We start from the raw sequence: 24364 nt of genomic DNA, 5'->3' as shown, positions 1-24364 counted from the left end.
TCAAACCTTGATATTCGTTAGAATGCGCATGACGATCAGGTTCAACGTCAGCATGATGCCGACGAAGAAACAGGCCGGAATAAACCATGCATGGTCAATAACTTCGTCATAGTAGCCAGGGTCTTTAACCAGAATGAAAACGAGGCAGAAGATTGGGAAGCCAGACAGGAATTTACCGGACCATTTCGCCTCGGCGGTGATTGCCTTGACCCTGCGGAACAGGCGGAAGCGCGCACGTATAACCTGCGCCAACCCAGCAAGAATCTCAGCTAGGTTACCACCCGACTGCTGTTGAATACCGACGGCAACCGACAAAAAGCGCAAGTCCTGCATACCCAGTCGCTGTGCCATGTCTTTCAGGGCGTCGCCTACGTCACGCCCATAGGCACACTCGTCCGCAATAACACCGAACTCAGTACCCAAAGGATCCTGAACTTCGTTAGCAACAATCTGAATCGTGGATACGAACGGGTTGCCGACACGCAAAGAGCGCACCATTAGCTCGACAGCGTCAGGTAGTTGTTCTTCCATTAAGCCCATACGCTTTGTGGCTTTATGATTGACCCATGCATACACGCCGCCGACACCGATTACGATCGATAGTGCGATCCTCAAGAATGTTTCAGTTGCTGTTCCAATGCTCAGTCCAACAAACGCAAAGCTGGAAACGAGTACCATAATCATGATCAACTGACGAGGAGAGAACGCGATGGCCGCTTTCTGCGCCTTGTCTGCCAACAACGAATACAGCGGGATGGATTGAGATTGCATGTGCTGCTGCATCTCTTTCCGCAGCTGCTCAAGCACTTGTTCACGTCCGACGCCCTTTTCCAACATATCAAGGCGGCGGTTAACACGGCTGTTGAGGCTGATGGATTTACCAAAAGCCACCAGATATATGCCTTCGACAAGCGCCAAAACGGCGACGAAGATCACAACATAAATTAGAGCTTCAATGGGCAGTTGCATATCAAAGTCACCTTACATCGTCGTTGGTTCATAGATGGATGCGGGCAGGTCAAAGCCCCACAGACGGAAGCGCTCGGAATAGTGACTGCGCACGCCGGTTGCGGTGAAGTGACCAATGATCTTGTTGTCGGGTGTCAGGCCAACGCGTTGAAATCTAAATATTTCTTGCATCGATATCACGTCGCCTTCCATGCCTGTGATCTCGGTGATCGAGGTCATTCGACGCGAGCCATCCTGCAGACGGCTGGCTTGTACGATCAGGTTCACAGCGCTTGAGATCTGGCTGCGGACCGCTTTGATCGGCATCTCGATCCCCGCCATCGCGATCATGTTTTCCAGACGCGAAATCCCGTCACGGGCCGAGTTGGCGTGGATCGTTGTCATCGATCCGTCGTGGCCGGTGTTCATGGCCTGCAACATGTCGATCACCTCGGCGCCACGCGTCTCACCCACGATGATGCGGTCGGGACGCATACGCAGGGCGTTCTTCAGACAGTCCCGCGGGCTGACTTCGCCTTTGCCTTCGACGTTTGGCGGGCGGCTTTCCATCCGGCCCACATGGGTCTGTTGCAACTGAAGTTCCGCCGTATCCTCGATGGTCAGAATACGTTCGGCGTCGTCGATAAAGCTGGACAAGGCGTTCAAGGTTGTCGTTTTACCGGAACCCGTACCGCCCGACACGATCACGTTCAGACGGGTGGATACAGCGGCCTGCAGATAGGCGGCCATTTCTTCGGTGAACGCACCGAAATTCACCAGGTCATCAATACCCAGCTTGTCCTTTTTGAACTTACGAATGGAAACCAGCGAGCCATCAACGGCAATCGGCGGCACCATCGCGTTGAAGCGTGAACCATCCGCCAGACGGGCGTCAACATATGGGTTGGATTCGTCGACGCGACGACCAACCGCGGACACGATCTTGTCGATGATCCGCATCAGGTGTTTCTCGTCCTTGAACGTGATGTCGCTGATCTCTAGCTTACCTGCACGTTCCACGAAAATCTGTTGCGGACCGTTTACGAGGATATCGTTGACCGTGTCGTCCTGAAGCAATGTCTCAAGCGGACCCAGGCCAGTCACCTCGTCGTAAAGCTCTTTGTTCAGTTGCGATCTGTCTTCGCGGTTCAGAACAATGTTCTTTGTTTCCAACACTTCGCTGGCAATTGCGCTGATTTCAGTGCGCAATTCAGCCTCGCCTGCGTTTTCCAATGCGGCAAGGTTCAGGTTTTCCAGCAATTCGCGATGAAGCTCGATCTTGATCTCGCCAAGACGTTCTTTTCGCTTGCGGTCCCGGTCAGAAGCTGTTGGCGCGGCTTCTTTCTTTTTTAACGGCTTCCGGATGACCGCGTTTGCGGTTGGCGCTTTTTCTGCAGCAGGTACAGGTGCTTCGGTCTTTACCTCGGCCTGAACAGGCTGCGCTTCGGGCTGTTTTTTGTATCTTGAGAACACGACGGTTACCCCTTTGGACCTGTTTTACGCGGCTTCGGCGTTGCTGCTGCCAAGGCTGTGAAGCGACTTGGCCAGTTTTGCGATTTCGCGACGTAGAGGGTTCTTTGCGGCGGAATTTGCCAGCGGTAATCCATGGTCACCGCTTTGCATAACGGGCTTACCACCGTCCGGCAGTTGCAGATCGATGGAAATGCCAAGGCTTTCGCTCATGCGTTTGACCCGGCTTTTACCGTTCAAATCTGTGAATTTAGGTGCCCGGTTCATTGCAAAACGCAGCTTGTTGAACGGCAACTCTTCGGCTTGAAGGGCTCGTTTCAGGCGCAACGCATTTTGTGCTGAGCGCATATCCAGCTCGATCAGTGCGAAATAGACATGGGCGGCCTGCAGAACCGTCTCGGACCACTGAACCAGGGTCGTTGGCATGTCCACGATGACGTAATCAAAATGTTTGCGGGCTGTTTCGATCACACGCTGAATGTCTTCAGAGGTGATCAGATCCAGCGGAACCATGTCTGACGGGGCCGTCAGCACTTGCATTTTATCTTCGTAGGTCTGAAGTGCTTGAGAAAAGACGTCGTCGTCCATGGCGGACGTGTCGGACAGCATCTCGAAGACGGTCTCTCTGCGCGGAAGATCGAGGTAAGTCGAAACGGTGCCATACTGTAGATCCAGATCAATCAGACAGACTGTCGGCGCTTCCTTTTCAGAAACAGTTGCAAGTTCCCACGCGAGATTAACCGCGAGCGTTGTTGATCCGACACCCCCGGCCAAACCTTGAACGACGAAAAGCGCGCCCTCTTTAGATGCGCCCTGCGCCAGCGACACTGCGGCCTCTTGGGCCAGGACCACGGGGTCAGGTTTGTTCATACGGTCGATTGCTTCGCGCAACTCTCCCTCGGGCAGAGGGTAGGGGACAAATTCATCGGCGCCTGAACGCAAAAGCTGATGCAAGGATGCCGGCGTTACGTCTTCGGCGATCAGTACAACTTTGATTTTCTTTTCTTTTGCGCGGGTGATGATCTCACCCATCATTGTCAGGTTGTCCTCGTCCTCGCCATCAATGGCAAGAGCAACGAATTCAAGATTGTCCGCTTCGGGTTGGCCGAAAAATGCCAGAGCCTCGGCAAAGCCCAAGTCACCCCAGCGTTCGCCCAAGGCGGCTTCCATGTCTTCAATTAACAAATCGAAATTCTGAACATCACGGCTAATCGTGCAAGCCAGAATGGCGTTGTTGTCTTCGTTTGTCGTGGCGCTTGTCATTAACACAATCCTCGTCCAGAGGGCAGCAAGCCGAAGCGAACCTAAAAAGGTTCGCCTTGGAGAGCTGAAGCCCTGTCACGGCGCTATCGGCCGCTTAACACCCAATTGTAGAAAATGTGGCTTGGAACTTAGGCGAGAATGGGGCGCAAAAGAACCAATTGTTGGGAATTGGGCGACGATGTCGCCCAATTCGAATTATTATTCAGCGATGTCTGTCGCGTCGATATCTTGGATAACACTCTCGGTCGTCGCGCTCTCGACGTATTCGCGGTAAATGACCTCCGCGTACTTGCCGTCAAGCAGCTGCGGTTCACGATCCAAGAAGCCTGATACTTCGGTCACAGTACGACGGTTGCGTCGATCTCTGTTCGGTGTGTCGATCAGAGGTTGCGTTTTACCAAAGGAAACAACGGCTTCCAGGCGCGACCGCGAGATACCCTGTCTTGTCAGGAACGCAACTGCCGCGTTGGCGCGACGCTGGCCCAGGCTTTGGTTATAAGCCTGCGATCCGACACGGTCAGTGTGGCCGTAGACCCGGAACCGTGCCTCAGGGAACTGTTTGATCCAATCGGCCTGCCGCAGAAGAATCCGCTGAGCAGCTGCATCCAACTGTGAACTGTTAAAGTCAAAGTTGATCTGCGTCGGTACCTCGGCGGCGAACCGTTGTCCCAGGATCTGGGCGTATGTCAGTTCACCGGTCAGAACCTGCTGGTTGTTCAGCGTCGCATTGCCAAAGGCACCTTGGTCGACTTCGTATCCGGCCTCACGCGTACATGCGGCGACAGCGACCGAAAGACCCAGTGCTATTATCCACTTTTGCATTGGTCCTATCCTCCTAATCATTCCAGCACGTAGCCGTACGAGCTGCCAAAGCCCTGCTTGGCGACTTCTGATGCGCCACCAGAACCAGCGCGTTCGGTACGAGCTGTCTTGCCGTTGATGAACAGATCAAATTCGCTGGGCGGTTTGACCCGATCTGTCGGCAGAGCAAGCGCTTCGCCGCGTGTCGGTGACACCAGGTGAGCTGTAACGATTACAACCAGTTCCGTTTGAGCGCGCTGATATTCTGCACTACGGAACAGGGCACCCAGCACAGGTACGTCACCCAACCATGGAACCTGGTTGTTCAGGTCGGTAAAGTCGTCCTGAATGAGGCCGGCAATCGCAAAGCTTTCACCATCCCGCAATTCAACCGTAGTCTTGGTCCGGCGCGAGATAAAGGACGGCACGTTGTTACCAGCAATGGTAAAGTCCGAGCTATTGTCGATGCTCGACACGGACGTGCCCATTTCAAGGTTGATCAGATCGCCGTCGACAACGCGCGGTGTAAAGATGACCTGTACACCGAATGCGCGGTATTCAATCGCGATGTTACCATCATCCGATGGAACGGGGATCGGAACTTCGCCACCTGCAAGGAACTCTGCTTCCTGACCGGACAGGGCCGACAGGTTAGGTTCTGCAAGGCTGCGTGCAAGCCCTTTGGCTTCAAGTGCTTCCAGCAACAGACGAACTTGCGTCGAACCCGCGCCGAAACCAAATAGGATTGCACCAGTGTTGGTTTGCTGAACCGGAATGTTATTGTTCAACGCGTTAGCCAGTGCACCTGCGGTGTTCAGTGTGTTGAAACCACCTGTGACATCGCTTCCGCCGAAGCCCAGCGATGCAGTCAGGCTTTTCGCAACCGACCGGCTCATTTCAGCGAATCGCACCTTCAGCATAACTTGCTGGACACCGCCAACCGACATCAGGTTAGAAACCCGGTCGGGTGCATAGCGTTCCGCAAGTTCCAGAGCTCGCGCAAGTTTTGCCGCGCTAGAAATGGTACCCGAAAGTACGATTCCGTCGTTTGCGGTGCGTACTTCGATCGGTTCCCCCGGCAAGATTTGCAGTAGCCGCTCTTTGAATTCGGAAACATCCGGAGATACCCGAACACGAACGTTGGCCAGCAAGTTACCAGCACCGTCAAACAATGTCAGAGTGGTCAGACCGGGCGCTTTGCCCAATACATAAATGGTACGGTCCGAAAGCGACGAAATGTCAGCAATGCCAGCGTTGGCAATACTGAGTTCAGCAAACGGCTCCTCACTCTCAACAACAATTGCGCGGTTCATCGGGACATCCAGCGTTTCCGCTGTGCCCTTCTTCACTACGCGAAGATTTTGCGCCCAGGCGGCATCGCCGACCGAACTCATTACAAGCGCCAACCCCAGAAGGGTTGCGCTGATCCAAGAATGTATTTTCATGTGACCTGCCTCTCCGATCACGCCTCGTTTTAGGGCTATCGCCTTATGCCCATTAACACTGCGCGAATTGCTAATTTATTGCAATAATCAATGGTTTCTGGAATTTTCCTTATGTGGACAATTCGCAACATGCAAAACGAGACAAGCCGCGCGAACTGCGCGGCTTGTACCTGTAAGGCTCTGAAAAAACGTTAGTTTGTGCAGGGAATTACCGTTTTTACGATCTCTGCGCCGCGACGTGTGTTTACGGTGCAAACCTCTTCCTTAGCCTGGACCGGTTCTGGGGCTGTTTCTTTGATTCCCAACAGTTTTCGTTGGTCTACTTCAATGGCGCTGGCGACGGTTTCATCCTGTACACCAACCAAGGCAAGCGACAGGCGCCCCGTGTTCTGAGCTTGGGCAAGCGCAGCAATTTGTTCCGGTGTCGCGGCAACAGTTACAGTGCGCGCGATTGTCGCCCCGGTCAGATCTGAGCCCGCTGTCTGGTCAACAGCGATCAGTTCGATGCTGGTTTGAATCAGACGAGTGATTTCGCCGCGATTCCCTTCGATCGTTCCGCTCAAGGAGCCGGTCCAATATACGTCGACATTGTCACCTGGCCGCAAGAAACCAGAAACGCCCGATGCGACATCCACACTGATCGCGAAGGCCCTCATGCCTTTTTGCAGGCGCGAGGTGAGGCCGGCCGATTCGCCGGGCTTCGTTACCTTCACTTCCATAAGCGCTTCGTCTTTTTCCATTGCCCGCAGGACAAAACGATCACCTTTGGCGTCTTCGGGGAACAAGGCGGCCATTTCAAGGAAGCTGCCTTCTGGAATGGCATCTTCAGGCCATTTCACAATTCTTATGTCTTCTTCCGACAGGCGCTCACCATATTTCAGCGCTCGGTTTGAAACCAGCACATCTGTCGTCGTGACTGTGCTGACGTTCGCAAGAGCGTCCTGAGCAGCTTTCTTCTCTCGCTCAAGTTGGGCCTGTGTCTGGGAGATGTAATCTTGCGCCAGATAAACGGCGCCGCCGGCCAATGCCACCCCGACAATCAGGACAAGTCCAAATACTGCGCGCATTCGCGTACCCTCGTATTATTCTGTTCTGGTCACGTCGAACTGTTTAGAACGACTAATGCTTTCTGGATTACCGGCGAATTGTGTCGAAAAGGGGGACAATATTTGATTTTTTTTTCGTTAGTGCTAAGTGGGGCTAGGTTTACAAGAACGTACTTACTGAATCGTAGGTAGTTCGAAATTCACCTGTATTTCTACACCACTTACTTGGTTGCCAACGGCGGTCAAAGCTTGACCGTTCCGAGCATCTAAATTGCGCACTGGGTCAGCTATGAACAAGCCGATAAAAATAGCCATGCCGACTATGGCCGCTGTTAAAACGACCCAATCCACAGTAACAGCACCATCTTCGCTACTAATAAAACGCAATTTTTTTTCTAACATGTGAACCTCGAAAACTCGTGGTTAAAAAATGGGGCCAAGCTGGAAACAGCCTGACCCCACCATGCGTAATTCACGTGTGCTTACGGCTGAGTGAAGTTCACGTTAGGATCTTGAACGCCGGATTCAACACCAGTCAGCGCGCCAGCTACTTCTCCTGCAACGCGGCCAGTGCCCTGACCGATCTGAGTGTAGGCAACTGCTGCCAGGCCAACGATGGCTGCGGTCAGAACAACCCAGTCAACTGTTACGGCGCCGTCTTCGTCTTTGCGGAAGTTCTTGATGAACTTGATCATGTTACGTCCCTCCTAAAGGATCTAAAAGTCAATTGAACCTCGGGGTCTCCCAGAGCTTTCTCTCTCAGTCCGCTCCCGACCGTCTCGGTATGGCATTATGTTTGACGGGTAGGCGTGGCAGGAATTGGGCCAAACCCAATTTTTTTGCGCTGAAGTTTATTTTTTTTGAAATTTTTTCTGTAACACTTTGAAATATAATAAATAAAAAAGGAAAATTTAACGCGCCCCCTACGTTGCCCGATGCAAAATTGTGCCAAATGAGGCGAAATCGCCCCAATTCACGTTGTTTTTATGGTGTTGTGGGCAGTTTATTGGTTCAAATCACCCAAAAGCAAAAAGCATGAGGCGGGCGAAATGAATCTGCGGGACGTAATGATCCCCTTTGTCCTATCGGTTGTGATGGTTTCATCGCCTGTATTTGTTGTGGCGCAAACGATTGAACCGCGCGGCGTTTACAAGCGGGTCAAAGCGCCGACACCGGGCACGCGCCCGAAGGTGACAGTTCAGATCACACCTGAGGAACACGCAACTGCACCCTTTGCGCCCAGTACCGGGCTTGAGATCGAAACATCGAAGATTATTGCCCGAACCCGTGTGGTACCTCCAAGCCTTCCCGGTGGGCCGAAAAAACCAATCGGCTCGTATACGGCTTTCTGGGAAAGAATTTCACCAGGCGCTGAAGAAGCAGGGGCGGGCCGGCTTGAGGACGCCATGAACGCGCTGGCTGCGATTAACGTTGCCTCGCCGCGATTGCAGACGTTGCAGTCGATTGCTCAGAAGCAAGGTATCGACATTCTGCGCTCAACCGTCGGGACAAACGTGTCGCCTGCATTGGTTCTGGCGGTCATTTCAGTTGAATCCGCAGGTCGTTCCGATGCAGTCAGCTCGGCGGGAGCGCAGGGGTTAATGCAGTTGATGCCTGCTACTGCGAAACGGTTTGGGGTGAATGACAGCTTTAATCCCGGTCAGAATATCTCTGGCGGTGTGAAATATCTGAACTGGCTGATGGGAGAATTCGGCAACGATCCGATTCTGGTGCTGGCTGGGTACAATGCAGGCGAAGGGGCTGTGCGAAAGCACGGGGGCGTGCCGCCTTATACCGAGACGCGTAATTACGTTCCCAAAGTTCTTGCCGCGTTTCAGGTGGCGCGGGCTTTATGCCTAACGCCACCGCAACTCATTTCGGACGGTTGCGTGTTTCAGACCGGTAACTAAGAAAGGCCCGCCAGGTTTGGCGGGCCTTTTTGGTAACGGTAGCGCCGGATCAGTCGACAAGTGTCGCCTGGGTCGCTGCGCGCATCTCTTCTTCGCTGACACCATCAGCAAGTTCGACGATCTTTAAGCCGCCCTCGACCACATCCAGTACACCCAGGTTCGTAATGATACGATCCACTACGCCTTGACCGGTCAGAGGCAGGGTACATTCCTTAAGCACCTTAGAGTCGCCGTGCTTGTTGGTGTGGTCCATCACCACGATCACCCGGCCCACACCGGCGACGAGGTCCATTGCGCCGCCCATACCTTTGACGAGCTTGCCCGGGATCATCCAGTTCGCCAGATCGCCTTTCTCATCCACTTCCATCGCACCCAGAACCGCTGCTGCGATCTTGCCGCCGCGGATCATGGCAAACGATGTGGCGCTGTCAAAATAGGACGTGCGCGGCAATTCAGTGATCGTTTGCTTGCCGGCGTTAATGAGGTCGGCGTCTTCTTCGCCCTCGAAAGGAAAGGGGCCCATGCCCAGCATACCATTCTCGGATTGCAGCGTGATGTCCTTGTCACCCACGTAGTTGGCGACCAGCGTCGGAATCCCGATGCCAAGGTTCACATACATGCCGTCTTCCAATTCCTCGGCCGCGCGTGCGGCCATCTGATTGCGGTCCCAAGGCATTATGCGTCCTCCTTCTTGCGAGTCGTGCGCTGTTCGATGCGCTTTTCGTGGCTGCCTTGGATCAGGCGGTGCACATAAATACCGGGCAGGTGAATCCCGTCAGGATCCAGCGAGCCGCGCGGAACAATTTCTTCCACTTCGGCCACGCAAATCTTACCGCAGGTCGCGGCGGGGACGTTGAAGTTACGCGCGGTCTTACGGAAAACAAGGTTGCCGGTGTCGTCCGCTTTCCAGGCCTTCACGATTGCAAGGTCGGCAAAGATGCCTTCCTCCATGATGTAAGTCTCACCGTTGAAGTCCTTGTGCTCTTTACCCTCGGCGATCACGGTGCCCACACCTGTTTTGGTGTAGAAGCCCGGAATGCCGGCCCCACCGGCGCGCATACGTTCGGCAAGGGTGCCTTGGGGATTGAATTCCAGCTCAAGCTCGCCACTGAGGTATTGGCGCATGAACTCTGCGTTCTCACCAACATATGAACTGATCATCTTTTTGACCTGCTTGGTTTGCAGCAGGATACCGATGCCGAAGTCATCCACACCGGCGTTGTTGGACGCGAACGTCAGGTCCTTAGCGCCCGAGGCCTTGATCGCCTCCAGCAGCATCTCTGGAATACCGCACAGGCCGAACCCGCCGGCTGCAATCAGCATGCCATCCGATAGCACCCCATCGAGCGCCTCGGTGGCATTGGCATAGACTTTCTTCATGGAAAACTCCCCCAATGACGTGGTGATGGGCAGGTTGTGCCGTTGTGCCTCGGGGGAGTCAATGAAATCAGCGGGTTCAGGTATTTCTACGGTATCCCGCTGATTACTTGGTTAGTTGGCTTTCAGGATTCCGCAAGCAATGCGCCCACCGGCACCACCAATAGGCTGGCTGATATGGTCGTCACCTTTTTCGTGAATGATGAAAGTCGACCCGTCCGCGTCCAACAGTGCGTGATCACCGCCATCCAACGTGACCAGGGTGGTGAAGGCCTCCATCTCACCAACGCCGTCGGCACCGACATACATGTTGGGCAGATCGCCCGGCTCTGGCCCTTGGGGGTTCATGAGGCCATGCGCCCCTTCGACCTTACCAACGTGGCCTTTCGCTGTTTTGAATCCTTCACCCGGCTCGCACACGCCGTGGCTATGCAGGTGCAGCCCGTGTTTGCCCGGCGGCAGGTCCGAGACTTTTACGTGCAACAGAACCCCATTCGGGCCTTGCTTGGCATGGGCTTCTCCAATCACCTTGCCGTCCGCATTGATGATCTCGGCAGTTGCAGTCTTGTCGTCGTGCGAGGCGTCTACTTGCACCGCGCAGCCCAAAGCAATAGCGACGCCCAATGTGGCTATTCTGATCATGAGTCTTTTCCCTTTCTTGCCAACGCATTTTCATGTCGCGTCTGCAGGGGAAACACACAATCTGACTGATTTATTCAGGTACAGGTGCCCGGTGCGTCAGAACGCCATACCCGGGCCTGTTTCAGTCAGCTTTCTTGGTCGCTGCTTTTTTCTTTTTGGGGGCCGCTTTTTTCTTGGTGCCTTTCTTGGCGGCGCGTTCATTGACCAGTTCTATGGCCATTTCCTGTGTTACGTCCTCGGGCTTGATGTCCTTGGGAATGGTCGCGTTGACCTTCTCCCATTTCACATAAGGCCCGTACCGCCCGTCCAGGACCTGCATCGGTCCACCGTCAGGATGTTCCCCCAGTTCTTTCAACGGTTTTGCGGCAGCGCGCCGACCGCGTCCAGGATTGGCGCGTTTCTCAGCCAAAAGCTCGACCGCGCGGTTCATGCCGATCTCGAACACGTCGTTCGGGTCTTTGAGGTTGGCATAAACAGGTTTCGCCTCATCCGCCAACTGGTGCATCAGGTAAGGTCCGAAACGCCCGAAATTCGAGGTGATCATGCCGCCTTCGGGATGTTCGCCGATTTGGCGAGGCAGGGACAACAGCGTCAACGCCTTGTCCAGATCCATGTCATCCTTGCTCCAGCCTCGGGGCAGGGATGCCCGCGGGGGCTTTTTGTTTTCGGGCGTCGGTTCTCCGCGTTGGACATAAGGCCCAAAGCGCCCGGATTTCAGCCAGATCTCGTCGCCTGCATCTTCACCCAGCAGACGTTCGTCGCCTTCTGCGCCTTCACCGGCAATAGGGCGGGTATAGGTGCATTCCGGATAGTTGCCGCAGCCAACAAACCCACCGGTCCTCGATGTTTTCAGGTGGAGCTGGCCGACACCGCATTTCGGGCAAACACGCGGGTCAGACCCATCTTCGCGCGGCGGGTACAATTGTGGGGCCAGCGCTTCGTCCAGCTTATCCAGGACTTCGGAGATACGCAGCTCGGACGTCTCGCCGATGGCGGCCGAGAAATCACGCCAGAACTTGCCCAACAGGTCCTTGTAGTCGCGGTCACCCGCGCTGACATCGTCCAGTTGTTCTTCGAGGTTGGCAGTGAATTCGTAGCCCACATATTGTCGGAAGAAGTTCAGCAGGAAGATCGTGACAATCCGGCCCTTTTCCTCGGGGATCAGTCGGTTCTTGTCTTTGCGGACATACTCGCGGTCCTGAATCGTTGTCACGATCGAGGCATAGGTCGAAGGCCGTCCGATGCCCAATTCTTCCATCCGCTTGACCAAAGTCGCCTCGGTATAGCGCGGAGGGGGCTGGGTGTGGTGTTGCAGCGCCAGAACGGCTTCGTTGTCGGCCAGAATTGCGGCCTTGTCCGAGTCTGAGGTCGCTTTGGTGAACTGATCCCGCAGTGAGCTTTTAGCAAAGCGCGCAGGGTCGCCCTGCATGATCTGCGGCAGGCGCTTTTCGTCGTCGTCGGTGACGTCGTCGCGCCCTTCTTCGTAGACGCGCATAAAACCGTCGAACAACACAACCTGACCAGTGGCGCGCAGCCCGACTTGCCCGTCATCGCTGCCGATCTCAACCGTTGTGCGTTCCAAACGTGCGGCAGCCATCTGGCAGGCGATGGTGCGCTTCCAGATCAGATCGTAGAGCTTACGCTGGTCTTCATCCGTGACCTTCAGCGCTTTTGCGTCACGTGACATATCCGTCGGGCGGATACATTCGTGGGCTTCCTGCGCGTTTTTGGCTTTGTTCTTATAAATGCGGGGGCTGTCGGGCACGTACTCTGCCCCATAGCGGTCTGTAATCGCGTCACGTGCTGCCGATACGGCCTCGGGGGCCATGTCGATGCCGTCGGTCCGCATGTAGGTGATGTATCCGGCCTCATATAGCCGTTGCGCCACCTGCATCGCATGACGCGCACCCATGCCAAACTTGCGGCTGGCTTCCTGCTGCAGGGTCGAGGTCATGAACGGGGCGCTTGGGTTGCGCGCAGCGGGCTTGGCTTCGACCGAGGTTACGCTGAGCGCGCGGCTCGTGATGGCCTGAACCGCCAGCTCGGCCTGTGTTGCGTTGGTCAGGTCGTGCTTGTCCAGTTTCTTGCCCGCCAACGTGACCAGTCGCGCTTCATAGGTTTGACCACGTGGCGTTTCGAACAGCGCGCGAACCGACCAGTACTCGACCGGTTTGAAGGCTTCAATCTCCATCTCGCGCTCGACGATCAGGCGCAGACAGACCGATTGCACGCGGCCAGCGGATTTTGCACCGGGTAATTTGCGCCATAAGACGGGCGACAGGTTGAAGCCCACCAGATAATCCAGCGCACGACGGGCCAGATAAGCTTCGACCAACGGCATATCGACCTGACGCGGGTTCTGCATCGCCTCGGTCACGGCGTCCTTGGTGATGGCGTTAAAAGTAACGCGGCTGACCGGTGTGTCTTTCTTGATCGAGCGGCGTTTGGTCAGCGCCTCTTGCAGGTGCCAACTGATCGCTTCCCCTTCACGATCGGGGTCAGTCGCCAGAATCAATGCGTTGTCTTCTTTGAGGGCGTCGGCAATGGCTTTGACGTGCTTGCGGCTGTCGTTGCCGACCTCCCATTTCATGGTGAATTCGTCTTCGGTATCCACCGATCCGTCCTTTGGCGGCAGGTCCCGGACGTGGCCATAAGACGCTAAAACCGTGTAGTCGGGGCCGAGGTATTTATTGATTGTTTTGGCCTTGGCAGGGGATTCTACAACAACTACAGGCATTTAGGGGGAAACCTCGCTCGACGAATATAGCGCCTTCTATGATGGTGCAAAATGTGTAGGGCAAGAGCGAATTGTCAATGCGTTCGTTCGCGCACGTGAATTTGGTGGCGATTTCAAACTGATATCACCGAGAAATTTTTAGCTTGGGTGGTTATGCTGTCAATGAAAGCAAACCGCCTGGTTGCCTTTGAATGCGCCCGTCCAACTCGAGATCGATCAGAGCAGGGCCGATCTCTCCAGCGGTCGTTGCGACATCACGAATCAACTGGTCTTCGGCGATTGGAGAAGGGCCCAGACAAGTCAGGATCGCTGCATGTAGATCGACGGTAGCACTTGGCGGTTTGGAGGGCGCGACCGTGCTGTCGGGCTTTTTGGATTGCCTCGGATACGCTTGTGGAGGCAGGGCCTCTACCACGTCGTCTGCAGACCGAACAAGCGTGGCCCCATCGCGGATCAAAAGGTTGCAGCCAGCGGCGCGTGCGTCAAACGGGTGTCCAGGAACGGCCAAAACCTCGCGCCCCTGATCCAGCGCGTCTCTCGCTGTGATCAGGCTGCCAGACTTTGCAGCTGCCTCGACAACGACAACCGCCTGCGCCAACCCGGATATGATTCTATTGCGGCGCGGGAAATGTCTGGCCTGCGGCGTCACGCCCATCGGTTGTTCAGAGACTCGCAAACCTGATCGCGCGATTTTCTCAGCCAGTTCGGTATTCTCAGCGGGGTATACGACATCGACGCCACCGGCCATCACGGCAATTGTCCCCGTTTCCAAGGTGGCCATATGGGCCGCGGTGTCGATTCCGCGCGCTAGCCCTGAAACCACTGGAAAACCTTGCTTCCCCAGTTCACTCGCCAATCCTCGCGCCATTCTGGCGCCGAGGGATGAACAGTTGCGAGCGCCGACCATTGCCACTGCAGGGCGTTGTAACAAAGTCAGATCCCCTATGGCCCAAAGGATCGGAGGTGCGTCATTCAAATCGTTCAGTGCTGTCGGAAAATCGGCGGACCCAAGGCACAAAAGCTGAGCATTCGCTGCTTTTGCGGCCTTGAGTTCCGCCTCAATCACGCCGGATGGGCAGATTTCATACCCTTCAATTCCGGCAGCGCGTGCCATTTCCGGCAGCGCGGCCAGCGCATTCTGCGCTGAGCCATGTTCGCGCAGCAACCGACGGAATGTCGCCGGACCAACTTTGCGCGAGCGCAACAGACGAAGCCAGGAAAACCGATCCTCTTCCGTGGTGGGTGGGAGTGTGGGGTGATAGGAAGAAAGCTGCTCTTCGGTCATCCGTCGCTCCGCCTGATTGCAAAACTGGTTTACGGCGCGGAGGGTTAACAGCTTCTGAATCGCTTCAAATTTTTCAAATATTATTTGGTATGAGCGGAAGATTTCAATTTAATACACTGAAATTAAATGAAAAAAGCTTCCGAGAAATTCTGCACTTTGCGAAATGATGGGTCTAAAGGCCAAAAAACCAGAGCGCAGTGTTAACCCTGCGCCCCGGTGTTTTTCCATTACCGGTGTGTATCAGGTCGCCGATCCGCCGACCGTCAGCCCATCCATCAATACTGTCGGCTGACCGACCCCAACAGGCACCCATTGACCGTCCTTGCCGCAGGTTCCCATGCCCGGATCAAGCGCCATGTCATTGCCCAAACCGCGAATGCGTTTCAAAGCCGAAGGACCATCACCGATCAGCGTTGCACCCTTAACGGGTGCGCCGATTTTGCCGTTCTCGACCCGGTACGCTTCGGTGCAGGAAAAGACGAACTTGCCGTTTGTGATATCCACTTGGCCACCGCCGAAACCGACCGCCCAGATGCCGTCCTTGATATCTGCGACCAGCGATGCGGGGTCCGCATCACCACCCAGCATGACTGTGTTTGTCATGCGTGGCATGGGTTTGTGAGCATAGCTCTGACGACGTCCGTTACCCGTTGGCGCAACTCCCATCAGGCGCGCATTCTGGCGGTCTTGCAAGTATCCCGTCAAAATCCCGTCCTCGATCAGAACGGTACGCGAGCTGGGCGTGCCTTCGTCATCAACCGATATCGAGCCTCTCCGATCCGGAATTGTGCCGTCGTCAACGACGGTGACGCCTTTGGACGCAATTTGCTGGCCCATAAGTCCTGCGAAGGCCGAACTGCCTTTGCGATTGAAATCACCTTCCAGGCCGTGCCCGATTGCTTCGTGTAGAAGGATACCGGGCCATCCGGGCCCAAGCGCGACCTCCATCACCCCAGCCGGGGCAGGGATGGCGTCAAGATTGACCAAAGCGATGCGCAGAGCCTCACGCGCTTTGTCCTGCCAGTCAGCCGGATCAATCAGCCCGTCCAGCCCGACACGTCCACCACCTCCGGTCGAGCCGCTTTCGCGCCGGCCGTTCTGTTCGACGATGACCGAGATGTTGAGTCGCGTCATGGGACGCACGTCCCGGACCATCACGCCATCGGGGCGCAAAATCTCAACTTCCTGAACGGCAGCTGCGATAGTGGCGCTGACCTGAATAACGCGAGGGTCCAGATCACGGGCGAACGCGTCAATTTCGCGAAGGGTTTCGATCTTGACCGGAAAATCTGCGGATTCGATCGGGTCCTCGTCGGTATAAAGCCGGGTATTGGTCGCTCGCGGTGCCTCGGCCAATGTTCCGCCACCGTCACCAACTGCCAGACGCGCAGTTTCAGCGGCCCGTTTCAAGGCCGGGATCGAAACGTCTGTTGAATGCGCGTAACCTGCCACCTCACCCTGAACAGCGCGGAGCCCAAACCCCTCGGAGGCGTCATATGATGCGGTGCGCAGCCGACCATCATCAAAGACCAGAGACTCGGACTTTCGACGCTCAACAAATAGTTCGCCATCTTCGGCTCCGGCTGTCGCTGACTGCAGAACCGCAAGCGCTTCGTCCTTGGGAAGAGCGCTGTCAAAGGGGCGAAACGGGTCGTTGGGCATGGGTTGGGACCTTTCGGGTTTGATCCAGATCAAAAATAGCGTCTGTTTGACGCAAGCATTTTGCTTTATCTACCCGCAGGAATATGGTTTTTAACGCGGCCAAAGACAACGGGTGAGGTGTGGTCGATTCACACCTTTTCGCCAGGGACGCAAAGATCAAACGATCAGGACAGAACATGAAGAATGCTTTGATGCTTTCGGGCTTTATGACAGCCCTCTCCAGCCTTCCCGCCATGGCTCAGGAGCTTGAAATTATTGGCAAGCCCGTCGATGGCGGCCTTGGTTTTCAGCCCGCGGCGACAAGCCTTGCCGAGGGGATCCAGCGGCTGGATGGGATGATTCTTGTCATCATCACAGCGATTTGTCTGTTTGTTGCTGGCCTGCTGATCTATTGCATTGTCCGGTACAACAGCCGCGCCAACCCCGAACCTGCGCGATTCTCGCACTACACTCCGGTTGAGGTTGCCTGGACTTTGGGGCCGATTCTGATTCTGGTCTTCATCGGCGCGTTCTCGTTGCCTGTGCTGTTCAAACAGCAGGAAATCCCGGAAGGCGATGTTGTCATCAAGGTGGTCGGTAACCAATGGTACTGGACCTACGAATACGTCGATCACGATTTCGCGTTTGACAGCTATCTGTTGGGTCACCCCGCAACATTGGACGAAGGCGCGCGCCCTGCAGACGCAGATGTGACACCGTTTGTTCTGGATGATGCGATGCGCGCCAAGCTGGCCGAGGCTGGATACAGCGATGATGAATGGTTGCTGGCGACGGACACAGCGGTTGTTGTCCCGGTTGGCAAGATCATTGTCATGCAGGTCACCGCGTCTGACGTGATTCACTCGTGGACGATCCCGTCCTTTGGTGTGAAGCAGGACGGCGTGCCGGGCCGCCTGGCCGAGCTTTGGTTCCAGGCTGACAAAGAAGGTGTCTACTTTGGCCAGTGCTCGGAATTGTGCGGCAAGGACCACGCTTACATGCCGATCACCGTCAAGGTTGTGAGCGAAGAAGCCTATGAAGAATGGCTTCAGGGTGCCTTGGAAGAGTACGCAGGTCAGCCTGTGCCTTATCAGGTTGCCTCGAAGTAACGCTTTGGCGACTTAACGAACGAACGCATGCTGCGCGGGGAACGCGCAGCTTTTGCACCAGAAGGACCGGAAATGAGCGACGCAAGCATCAATGCCAGCCAAGTGACCGCCAAGGCGCACGCGGACGAGGCCAGCTTTGGCGATTATTTCGCCCTGCTGAAGCCACGCGTGATGTCATTGGTTGTTTTTACGGCTCTGGTCGGGTTGCTGGCTGCGCCTGTGCCTGTGCACCCTTTCGTCGGTTTTTGCGCTATCCTGTTCATCGCAATCGGCGGTGGCGCATCTGGTGCGCTGAACATGTGGTGGGACGCGGATATCGACCGCGTTATGAAGCGCACTAAGGGGCGCCCGGTTCCGTCAGGCAAGGTTCAGGAAGGCGAGGCTCTTGCACTTGGCTTGGCCTTGTCCGGTCTTTCCGTGATCATGCTGGGGCTGGCAACCAACTGGTTTGCAGGCGCTTTCCTGGCTTTCACGATCTTTTTCTACGTCGTGGTTTACACGATGTGGCTGAAACGTTCGACACCGCAAAACATCGTCATTGGGGGTGCCGCTGGGGCTTTCCCACCTGTTATCGGATGGGTTGCCGCAACTGGAACCATGTCCATCGAGCCGTGGCTCATGTTCGCGTTGACGTTCATGTGGACACCCCCGCATTTTTGGGCTTTGGCGCTGTTCATGCGCTCAGACTACGATGACGCCGGTGTTCCGATGCTGACCGTGACCCACGGCCGTCGCGCCACACGTTGGCATATCCTTGTCTACACGGTCCTGTTGGCACTGTTGGCTGTCGGTACCGCGTTTTCAGGCATTGGTGGTCCGATCTACCTGACCGTTGCCGTGGTCATGAACGCGCTTTTCTTGCGTGGAGCATGGTCTATCTCGCGCCGGACAGAAGAGGATTCGGAGACCGATAACTTCAAGGTTGAACGAAGCTTCTTCAAGTTGTCGCTGCTCTATCTGTTCCTGCATTTCGGGGCAATTCTGGTCGAAGCGCTGTTGAAACCCTATGGTTTGGGAGGCTGGTCATGAGCCTGCGCAAGAGCCATGAACTCCACCATCGCCGGTTCAGCCGCAATCTTGGGGTGGGCCTCACATTGGCTGCGTTCATCGTGATTATTTTTGGCCTGACAATCGTCAAGGTCTCGGGCACTGATTTCAATCTCGCTACGCAAGAGGTGCAAAACTGATGGCGTTGTCAGGTCCTCAGAAGACAGTTGTTCAAACAGTGGGCGTCGTTCTGCTGATGGGAAGCCTAGCATGGGCGGCGGTGCCATTCTACGACTGGTTTTGCCGCGTAACAGGCTTTGGTGGCACGACCGGCGTAGCCGAAGCTGCGCCCGAAGAAATTCTCGACCGCAAGGTCACCGTGCGGTTTGACGCCTCCAAGGCCAAGGATATGGCTTGGGAGTTCAAGCCGGTCGAACGAGAAATGGAAGTTCGCATCGGTGAAACCGGGCTGGCCTTCTATGAGGCTTATAACCCGACCGATCGTCCGATTGCCGGGCAGGCGTCCTACAACGTCGCCCCGTATTCTGCCGGAGGGTATTTCCAGAAAATCGCATGCTTCTGCTTTGAAGAGCAGGTTCTGCAGCCTGGTGAACGGGTTCAGATGCCGGTGAGTTTCTTCGTCGACCCGGAAATGGTCGAAGATCTGGAAGCCAAGTATGTTCATACGATCACTCTGTCGTATACATTCTACGAAATTGACCTGCCCGAGGGCTATGCCGCCCTTGACGCGCAGGCTGATACAAACACGAACTAATGCCTTTAGGTGAGGGACGCTGATGGCACACGCTAAAAACCATGATTATCACATTCTGGCCCCGTCGATCTGGCCTCTGATCGGTGCCGTCGGTGGCTTTGTGATGCTGTTCGGAGCCGTCCTTTGGATGCACGGTGTTACCTCATTCCTGTTCTGGATGGGGCTGGTGGCCGTTCTTTACACCATGTTCGCCTGGTGGTCCGAAGTGGTGGCGGAAAGCCGCGCTGGTGACCATACACCGGTCGTTCGTATCGGGCTGCGCTATGGGTTCATCCTTTTTGTGATGTCCGAGGTGATGTTCTTCTTTGCCTGGTTCTGGTCGTTCTTCAAACATCGCATGTACCCGATGTACGACTATGCCGGCACCGAATATATTCAGCCTGATATCCACGCGGTTGACCCGTTCCATCTGCCGCTGATCAACACTTTGGTTCTGCTGCTGTCGGGTTGTGCCATCACATGGGCGCACCACGCGCTGGTGCATGACAACGATCGCAAGGCGCTGATCAATGGTCTGGCCATCGGTATCGTTCTGGGCATCGCATTTACGGCGCTGCAAGCTTACGAATACTATGAGCTGCTGGCGCACGAAGACTGGGTGTTCGGCGGTGATCAGTTCTATTCGAACTTCTTCATGGCCACGGGCTTTCACGGTGCGCATGTGATCATCGGTACGATCTTCCTAAGTGTCTGTTTGATCCGCGCACTGCGGGGCGATTTCACACCTGAGAAGCATGTCGGCTTTGAAGCCGCTGCTTGGTACTGGCACTTTGTTGACGTCGTCTGGCTGTTCTTGTTCTTCGCCGTCTACATCTGGGGTCAGGCTCCGTTCCTGTAACGCAGGTCAGGTGATCCAACTGCAAAAGCCGCCCTCGGGGCGGCTTTTTCTCTATTCCGGGCGCAAGATTGCGCCCCATACAATTGCGTAGTTGCATTTTCATCTGCTCCGCCCGTAACAAGACGCCGGTTTCTGCAACAAGGTATCCGCCCCGCCATGCACCGCATTCTTTTCCTGCTGATCTTTGGTCTCGCTGGCCTGGGTGTGCTGCTGTCACTGGGTGTTTGGCAGGTGCAGAGGCTGGCGTGGAAACAGGCTATTCTGGCTGACATTGACGCCCGGATTGCGGCTGATCCAGTTTCCTTACCGGCAAATGTGTCGGAAGAAGAGAACAGGTACCTGCCCGTCACGATCACGGGTGAGATGGAACCGGGCGAAATCCACGTTCTGGTGTCGGTCAAGCAGGTTGGGGCGGGGTATCGGATCATCCAGTCTTTTAGCACGGCAGATCGTACGATCCTTGTAGATCGCGGCTTTGTGCCGACAACAGCAAAGCAGGCCGAACGTCTGACGGGCCCGATGACCGTAACGGGCAATCTGCATTGGCCGGATGAGATCGACAGCTACACGCCGGAACCCGATATTGACGACAATATCTGGTTTGCCCGCGATGTGCCCAATCTGGCCGCCGCGCTGGGGGCAGAGCCCATTCTGCTGATCGCACGGTCGGAAACTGACCCCGATATCACGCCTTTGCCTGTTGATACGGCGGGCATTCCCAACGATCACCTGCAATACGCAATCACATGGTTTGGTCTGGCTCTGGTCTGGGCCGCGATGACCGGTTATTTCCTGTGGCGCAACCGCGCCCCTGCAAAGAGTGAAGAGCAATGAAATACATCTCGACCCGAGGCCAAGCGCCGGAACTGACCTTTGAAGAGGCGATGCTGACCGGCCTTGCCCGCGACGGCGGCCTGTACCTGCCTGCCGAGATCCCGGTCATGAGCCATGATGATATCGCAGCACTAGCTGGTCTGCCTTATGAAGAGATCGCGTTCCGCGTGATGTGGCCCTATGTCAGCGGCTCGTTCTCCGAGCAGGAATTCAAGGACATCATCGCCCGCGCCTATGAAGGGTTTGGCCACGACGCCCGCGCGCCGCTGAAGCAACTGAACGAGAACCACTTCCTGCTGGAACTGTTCCACGGTCCCACGCTGGCCTTCAAAGACTTTGCCATGCAGCTGATAGGCCAATTGTTCCAGGTGGCCTTGAAGCGGCGCAATGATCGCGTGACCATCGTGGGCGCGACCAGTGGGGATACCGGATCAGCCGCGATTGAGGCGTTCCGTGGGCTGGACGCGGTGGATGTGTTCATCCTGTTCCCGCATGGCCGCGTGTCCGAGGTGCAGCGCCGCCAGATGACCACGCCCGCCGACAGCAATGTGCACGCGTTGGCCGTGGATGGTGATTTTGACGATTGTCAGGCCGCGTTGAAGGATATGTTCAACGATTTCGACTTCCGCGATGGGGTGAAACTGGCCGGGGTGAACTCGATCAACTTCGCGCGGGTGCTGGCGCAGATTGTTTATTACTTCTCGGCGGCTGTCAGTGTTGGAGCGCCGCATCGCAAGGTTAGCTTTACCGTGCCCACCGGCAACTTTGGCGACATCTTCGCGGGTTATCTGGCCAAGCGCATGGGACTGCCCATCGACCGTCTGGTCGTCGCAACCAACCAGAATGACATCCTGCACCGGTGTCTGTCAGGGGAGGGGTATTTCAAGGGTGAGACCATCCCCTCGATCAGTCCGTCGATGGATATTCAGGTCAGCTCAAACTTTGAGCGGGCGCTGTACTATGCCTATGGCGAGGATGGCGCGGCCGTCGCGCAGCTGATGGATGAGCTGAAGACAGGCGGATTCAACGTGAGCCAAGGCGCGATGGAAGCACTGCGCGAGAGCTTTGACTCGGGCCGTGTGTCCGAGGACGAAACGCTGGCGACGATCAAACACACTCTGACTCATAGCGCCGAACTGGTATGCCCGCACTCGGCCATCGGCATCAAAGTTGGCGAAGATCACCGCACAGCAGACGTGCCGATGATCACTCTGGCCACCGCGCATCCGGCGAAATTCCCGGCAGCGGTTGAGAAGGCGAGTGGTGAACATCCGCCTCTTCCATCCCGCATGTCTGATCTGTATGAACGTCCGGAACGGGTGACCCGCATTGCCAACGACCTGGGCGCCCTTGAGGATCATATCAGAAGGCACATTGCTGAGTGACTGTCAGACAAGACCAACTGAAGAACGGGTTTCGTATCGTCAGTGAACATATGCCGGGGCTGCGATCGGCAGCCATCGGCATCTGGGTGACCGCGGGTGCGCGGAACGAGCGGATCGAACAGAACGGCATTGCGCATTTCCTTGAGCATATGGCGTTCAAGGGAACCGAGCGGCGGTCCGCGCTGCAAATCGCCGAGGCGATCGAGGATGTGGGCGGCTATATCAACGCCTATACCTCGCGCGAGGTGACGGCCTATTACGCGCGCGTTCTTAAAGACGATGTGGCGCTGGCGATGGATGTGATCGGGGACATCGTTCTGAACCCGATCTTCGACCCGCGTGAGATCGAAGTTGAGCGTGGCGTGATCCTGCAAGAGATCGGTCAGGCCTATGACACGCCCGACGATGTGATTTTCGATTGGCTGCAAGAGCAGAGCTATCACGACCAGCCCCTGGGCCGCACCATTCTGGGACCGTCCGAGCGGGTGAGCGCGTTTTCACGCGAAGACCTGTCGGGCTTTGTGGCCGAGCATTACGGGCCTGAACAGATGATCCTGTCGGCGGCGGGTGCGGTTGACCACGATGCGCTGATGAAAATGGCCGAAGAGATGTTTGGTCATTTGCGGCCGCGCAAGGGGCTGATCGCCGCGCCAGCGAAGTTCACCGGCGGTGAAGCGCGGCAGGAGAAAGAGCTGGAACAGGCGCATTTTGCGCTGGCGTTGGAAAGCCCCGGCTACCGTGATGACGCGATCTATACCGCACAGATTTACTCGACCGCTTTGGGTGGTGGCATGTCCTCGCGCTTGTTCCAGGAGGTGCGCGAGACACGCGGGCTCTGCTATACGATCTTTGCGCAAACCGGAGCCTATGCGGATACCGGAACCACCACGATTTACGCTGGAACCTCGGCGGATCAGGTGGGCGAGCTTGCGACGATCACCATTGATGAGATGAAGCGCGCTGCCGAAGATATGGGCCCTGAAGAGGTCGCCCGGGCCCGCGCGCAGATGAAGGCCGGAATGTTGATGGGGCTGGAAAGCCCGTCGAACCGGGCAGAACGTCTGGCGCGGCTGGTACAGATTTGGGGCCGGGTGCCCTCGCTTGAGGATACGGTCGCCAAGATCGACGCGGTCAGCACAAAGGACGTGCGCGCCTTTGCCGAGACGATGGCCGTACAGGCCCCGGCGGCGCTGGCGCTCTATGGGCCGGTGGCTGGTGCGCCAACGCTGGCAACCTTGCAGGAGAGGCGTGCGGCGTGATGCTTCTGGGCCGACGCAAGCTGAAACTTGAGACAGCGCGCCTCAGCCTGCGTCCGCCAGTGCATTCGGATTTCAACGATTGGTCAGCGCTGCGCCGATCCTCGAAAGAATTCCTCACCCCGTGGGAGCCGATCTGGGCCAAGGATCACCTCAGCCGTAAGTCCTTCACCAACCGGGTCTATTGGGCGCAGCGTTCCGTGGCCAGTGGAACGGCAGTCCCGCTTTTTCTGTTTCGGCGAGAAGATGACGTTTTGGTAGGCGCCATCACGCTGGATAACGTCCGGCGCGGTCCAGCACAGGCGGGCACGCTGGGCTACTGGACCGGTCAGGCATTCACCCGCAATGGCTACATGCGTGAGGCGATCGGGGCCGTTGTGCATCATGCCTTTACCCGACTAGACCTGAGCCGGATAGAGGCGGCGTGCCTGCCGGAAAACAAACCCTCGCGAGGGGTGCTGGAAAAATCGGGTTTCAAGTATGAGGGCGTTGCGCAGTCGTATCTGCAAATCAACGGCCGTTGGCGGACGCATGTTCTGTACGCCTGTCTGCGTTCAGATCGGCGCGGCAAGACAGACGCAGGGTAGGGTGACCCTGCGGGTCATTGGGGCGCTG

General features: G+C 56.2%; 24 protein-coding genes. 10 read left to right on the top strand and 14 right to left on the bottom strand.

Going from position 1 to position 24364, the window contains the following annotated elements; translation table 11 throughout:
* The 8 genes from ACR0DG_RS04445 to ACR0DG_RS04410 all read right to left on the bottom strand — a co-directional run bounded on the left by ACR0DG_RS04445 (nucleotide 1) and on the right by ACR0DG_RS04410 (nucleotide 7668).
* On the bottom strand, nucleotides 1–969 hold the full coding sequence (locus tag ACR0DG_RS04445; RefSeq protein WP_480694672.1) for a type II secretion system F family protein: 969 nt from the start codon (nucleotides 967–969) through the stop codon (nucleotides 1–3).
* A 12-nt stretch (nucleotides 970–981) separates the two neighbouring features.
* On the bottom strand, nucleotides 982–2421 hold the full coding sequence (locus tag ACR0DG_RS04440; RefSeq protein WP_480694670.1) for a TadA family conjugal transfer-associated ATPase: 1440 nt from the start codon (nucleotides 2419–2421) through the stop codon (nucleotides 982–984).
* Between the two features lie 24 nt (nucleotides 2422–2445).
* The gene (locus ACR0DG_RS04435) at nucleotides 2446–3681 is read right to left on the bottom strand and encodes a CpaE/TadZ family protein (RefSeq protein ID WP_480694668.1); all 1236 of its coding nucleotides are present in this window, start codon (nucleotides 3679–3681) and stop codon (nucleotides 2446–2448) included.
* 198 nt (nucleotides 3682–3879) lie between these two features.
* Nucleotides 3880–4503 (bottom strand): OmpA family protein, encoded by a 624-nt coding sequence (locus ACR0DG_RS04430; RefSeq protein ID WP_480694666.1) that lies wholly within the window; start codon nucleotides 4501–4503, stop codon nucleotides 3880–3882.
* Nucleotides 4504–4520: 17 nt separating this feature from the next.
* Nucleotides 4521–5927 (bottom strand): type II and III secretion system protein family protein, encoded by a 1407-nt coding sequence (locus ACR0DG_RS04425; protein WP_480694664.1) that lies wholly within the window; start codon nucleotides 5925–5927, stop codon nucleotides 4521–4523.
* Between the two features lie 191 nt (nucleotides 5928–6118).
* Complete coding sequence (gene cpaB, locus ACR0DG_RS04420; protein WP_480694662.1) at nucleotides 6119–6994, bottom strand: Flp pilus assembly protein CpaB; 876 nt, start codon at nucleotides 6992–6994, stop codon at nucleotides 6119–6121.
* A 153-nt stretch (nucleotides 6995–7147) separates the two neighbouring features.
* Nucleotides 7148–7375, bottom strand: coding sequence for a hypothetical protein (locus tag ACR0DG_RS04415; RefSeq protein ID WP_480694660.1), 228 nt, complete (start codon nucleotides 7373–7375; stop codon nucleotides 7148–7150).
* Nucleotides 7376–7455: 80 nt separating this feature from the next.
* Nucleotides 7456–7668, bottom strand: a complete 213-nt coding sequence (locus tag ACR0DG_RS04410; protein ID WP_480694658.1) for a Flp family type IVb pilin — start codon at nucleotides 7666–7668, stop codon at nucleotides 7456–7458.
* 399 nt (nucleotides 7669–8067) lie between these two features.
* On the opposite strand from ACR0DG_RS04410, the gene ACR0DG_RS04405 reads away from it, so the two are divergent.
* Nucleotides 8068–8883, top strand: coding sequence for a lytic transglycosylase domain-containing protein (locus ACR0DG_RS04405; protein ID WP_480695000.1), 816 nt, complete (start codon nucleotides 8068–8070; stop codon nucleotides 8881–8883).
* Between the two features lie 49 nt (nucleotides 8884–8932).
* Here the strand turns inward: ACR0DG_RS04405 and ACR0DG_RS04400 are convergent, their stop codons facing one another.
* The 6 genes from ACR0DG_RS04400 to tldD all read right to left on the bottom strand — a co-directional run bounded on the left by ACR0DG_RS04400 (nucleotide 8933) and on the right by tldD (nucleotide 16586).
* Nucleotides 8933–9559 (bottom strand): CoA transferase subunit B, encoded by a 627-nt coding sequence (locus ACR0DG_RS04400; RefSeq protein ID WP_480694656.1) that lies wholly within the window; start codon nucleotides 9557–9559, stop codon nucleotides 8933–8935.
* A complete protein-coding gene (locus ACR0DG_RS04395; protein WP_480694654.1) occupies nucleotides 9559–10263 on the bottom strand; it encodes a CoA transferase subunit A in 705 nt (234 codons plus the stop codon). Before ACR0DG_RS04395 ends, ACR0DG_RS04400 begins: the two co-directional genes overlap by 1 nt.
* 111 nt (nucleotides 10264–10374) lie before the next feature.
* The gene (locus ACR0DG_RS04390) at nucleotides 10375–10902 is read right to left on the bottom strand and encodes a superoxide dismutase family protein (RefSeq protein WP_480694652.1); all 528 of its coding nucleotides are present in this window, start codon (nucleotides 10900–10902) and stop codon (nucleotides 10375–10377) included.
* Nucleotides 10903–11023: 121 nt separating this feature from the next.
* Nucleotides 11024–13639, bottom strand: a complete 2616-nt coding sequence (gene topA / locus ACR0DG_RS04385; protein ID WP_480694650.1) for a type I DNA topoisomerase — start codon at nucleotides 13637–13639, stop codon at nucleotides 11024–11026.
* 151 nt (nucleotides 13640–13790) lie between these two features.
* On the bottom strand, nucleotides 13791–14924 hold the full coding sequence (gene dprA, locus ACR0DG_RS04380) for a DNA-processing protein DprA (protein WP_480694648.1): 1134 nt from the start codon (nucleotides 14922–14924) through the stop codon (nucleotides 13791–13793).
* Between the two features lie 240 nt (nucleotides 14925–15164).
* On the bottom strand, nucleotides 15165–16586 hold the full coding sequence (gene tldD / locus ACR0DG_RS04375) for a metalloprotease TldD (protein ID WP_480694646.1): 1422 nt from the start codon (nucleotides 16584–16586) through the stop codon (nucleotides 15165–15167).
* Nucleotides 16587–16762: 176 nt separating this feature from the next.
* Here tldD and coxB point away from each other — a divergent pair, with 176 nt between their 5' ends.
* The 9 genes from coxB (at nucleotide 16763) to ACR0DG_RS04330 (ending at nucleotide 24336) form a co-directional block, all read left to right on the top strand.
* On the top strand, nucleotides 16763–17674 hold the full coding sequence (gene coxB / locus ACR0DG_RS04370; protein ID WP_480694644.1) for a cytochrome c oxidase subunit II: 912 nt from the start codon (nucleotides 16763–16765) through the stop codon (nucleotides 17672–17674).
* 72 nt (nucleotides 17675–17746) lie between these two features.
* Nucleotides 17747–18703, top strand: coding sequence for a heme o synthase (cyoE, locus tag ACR0DG_RS04365; RefSeq protein WP_480694642.1), 957 nt, complete (start codon nucleotides 17747–17749; stop codon nucleotides 18701–18703).
* The gene (locus tag ACR0DG_RS04360) at nucleotides 18700–18861 is read left to right on the top strand and encodes a hypothetical protein (protein ID WP_480694640.1); all 162 of its coding nucleotides are present in this window, start codon (nucleotides 18700–18702) and stop codon (nucleotides 18859–18861) included. Before cyoE ends, ACR0DG_RS04360 begins: the two co-directional genes overlap by 4 nt.
* A complete protein-coding gene (locus tag ACR0DG_RS04355; RefSeq protein WP_480694638.1) occupies nucleotides 18861–19436 on the top strand; it encodes a cytochrome c oxidase assembly protein in 576 nt (191 codons plus the stop codon). Before ACR0DG_RS04360 ends, ACR0DG_RS04355 begins: the two co-directional genes overlap by 1 nt.
* Nucleotides 19437–19458: 22 nt before the next feature.
* The gene (locus ACR0DG_RS04350; protein ID WP_480694636.1) at nucleotides 19459–20274 is read left to right on the top strand and encodes a cytochrome c oxidase subunit 3; all 816 of its coding nucleotides are present in this window, start codon (nucleotides 19459–19461) and stop codon (nucleotides 20272–20274) included.
* Between the two features lie 156 nt (nucleotides 20275–20430).
* Nucleotides 20431–21108: an SURF1 family protein gene (locus ACR0DG_RS04345; RefSeq protein ID WP_480694634.1), complete on the top strand. Its 678-nt coding sequence runs from the start codon at nucleotides 20431–20433 to the stop codon at nucleotides 21106–21108.
* Entirely contained in the window at nucleotides 21105–22493 is a 1389-nt protein-coding gene (gene thrC / locus ACR0DG_RS04340; protein ID WP_480694632.1) for a threonine synthase, read from the top strand. The genes ACR0DG_RS04345 and thrC overlap by 4 nt, the downstream gene beginning before the upstream one ends.
* Entirely contained in the window at nucleotides 22490–23752 is a 1263-nt protein-coding gene (locus ACR0DG_RS04335) for a M16 family metallopeptidase (RefSeq protein ID WP_480694630.1), read from the top strand. Before thrC ends, ACR0DG_RS04335 begins: the two co-directional genes overlap by 4 nt.
* A complete protein-coding gene (locus ACR0DG_RS04330; RefSeq protein ID WP_480694998.1) occupies nucleotides 23752–24336 on the top strand; it encodes a GNAT family N-acetyltransferase in 585 nt (194 codons plus the stop codon). Before ACR0DG_RS04335 ends, ACR0DG_RS04330 begins: the two co-directional genes overlap by 1 nt.
* The last annotated feature ends 28 nt before the right edge of the window (nucleotides 24337–24364 follow it).

The organism is Ruegeria sp. BG8 (assembly GCF_056538325.1).
This window is presented reverse-complemented; position numbering and strand designations above follow the sequence as displayed.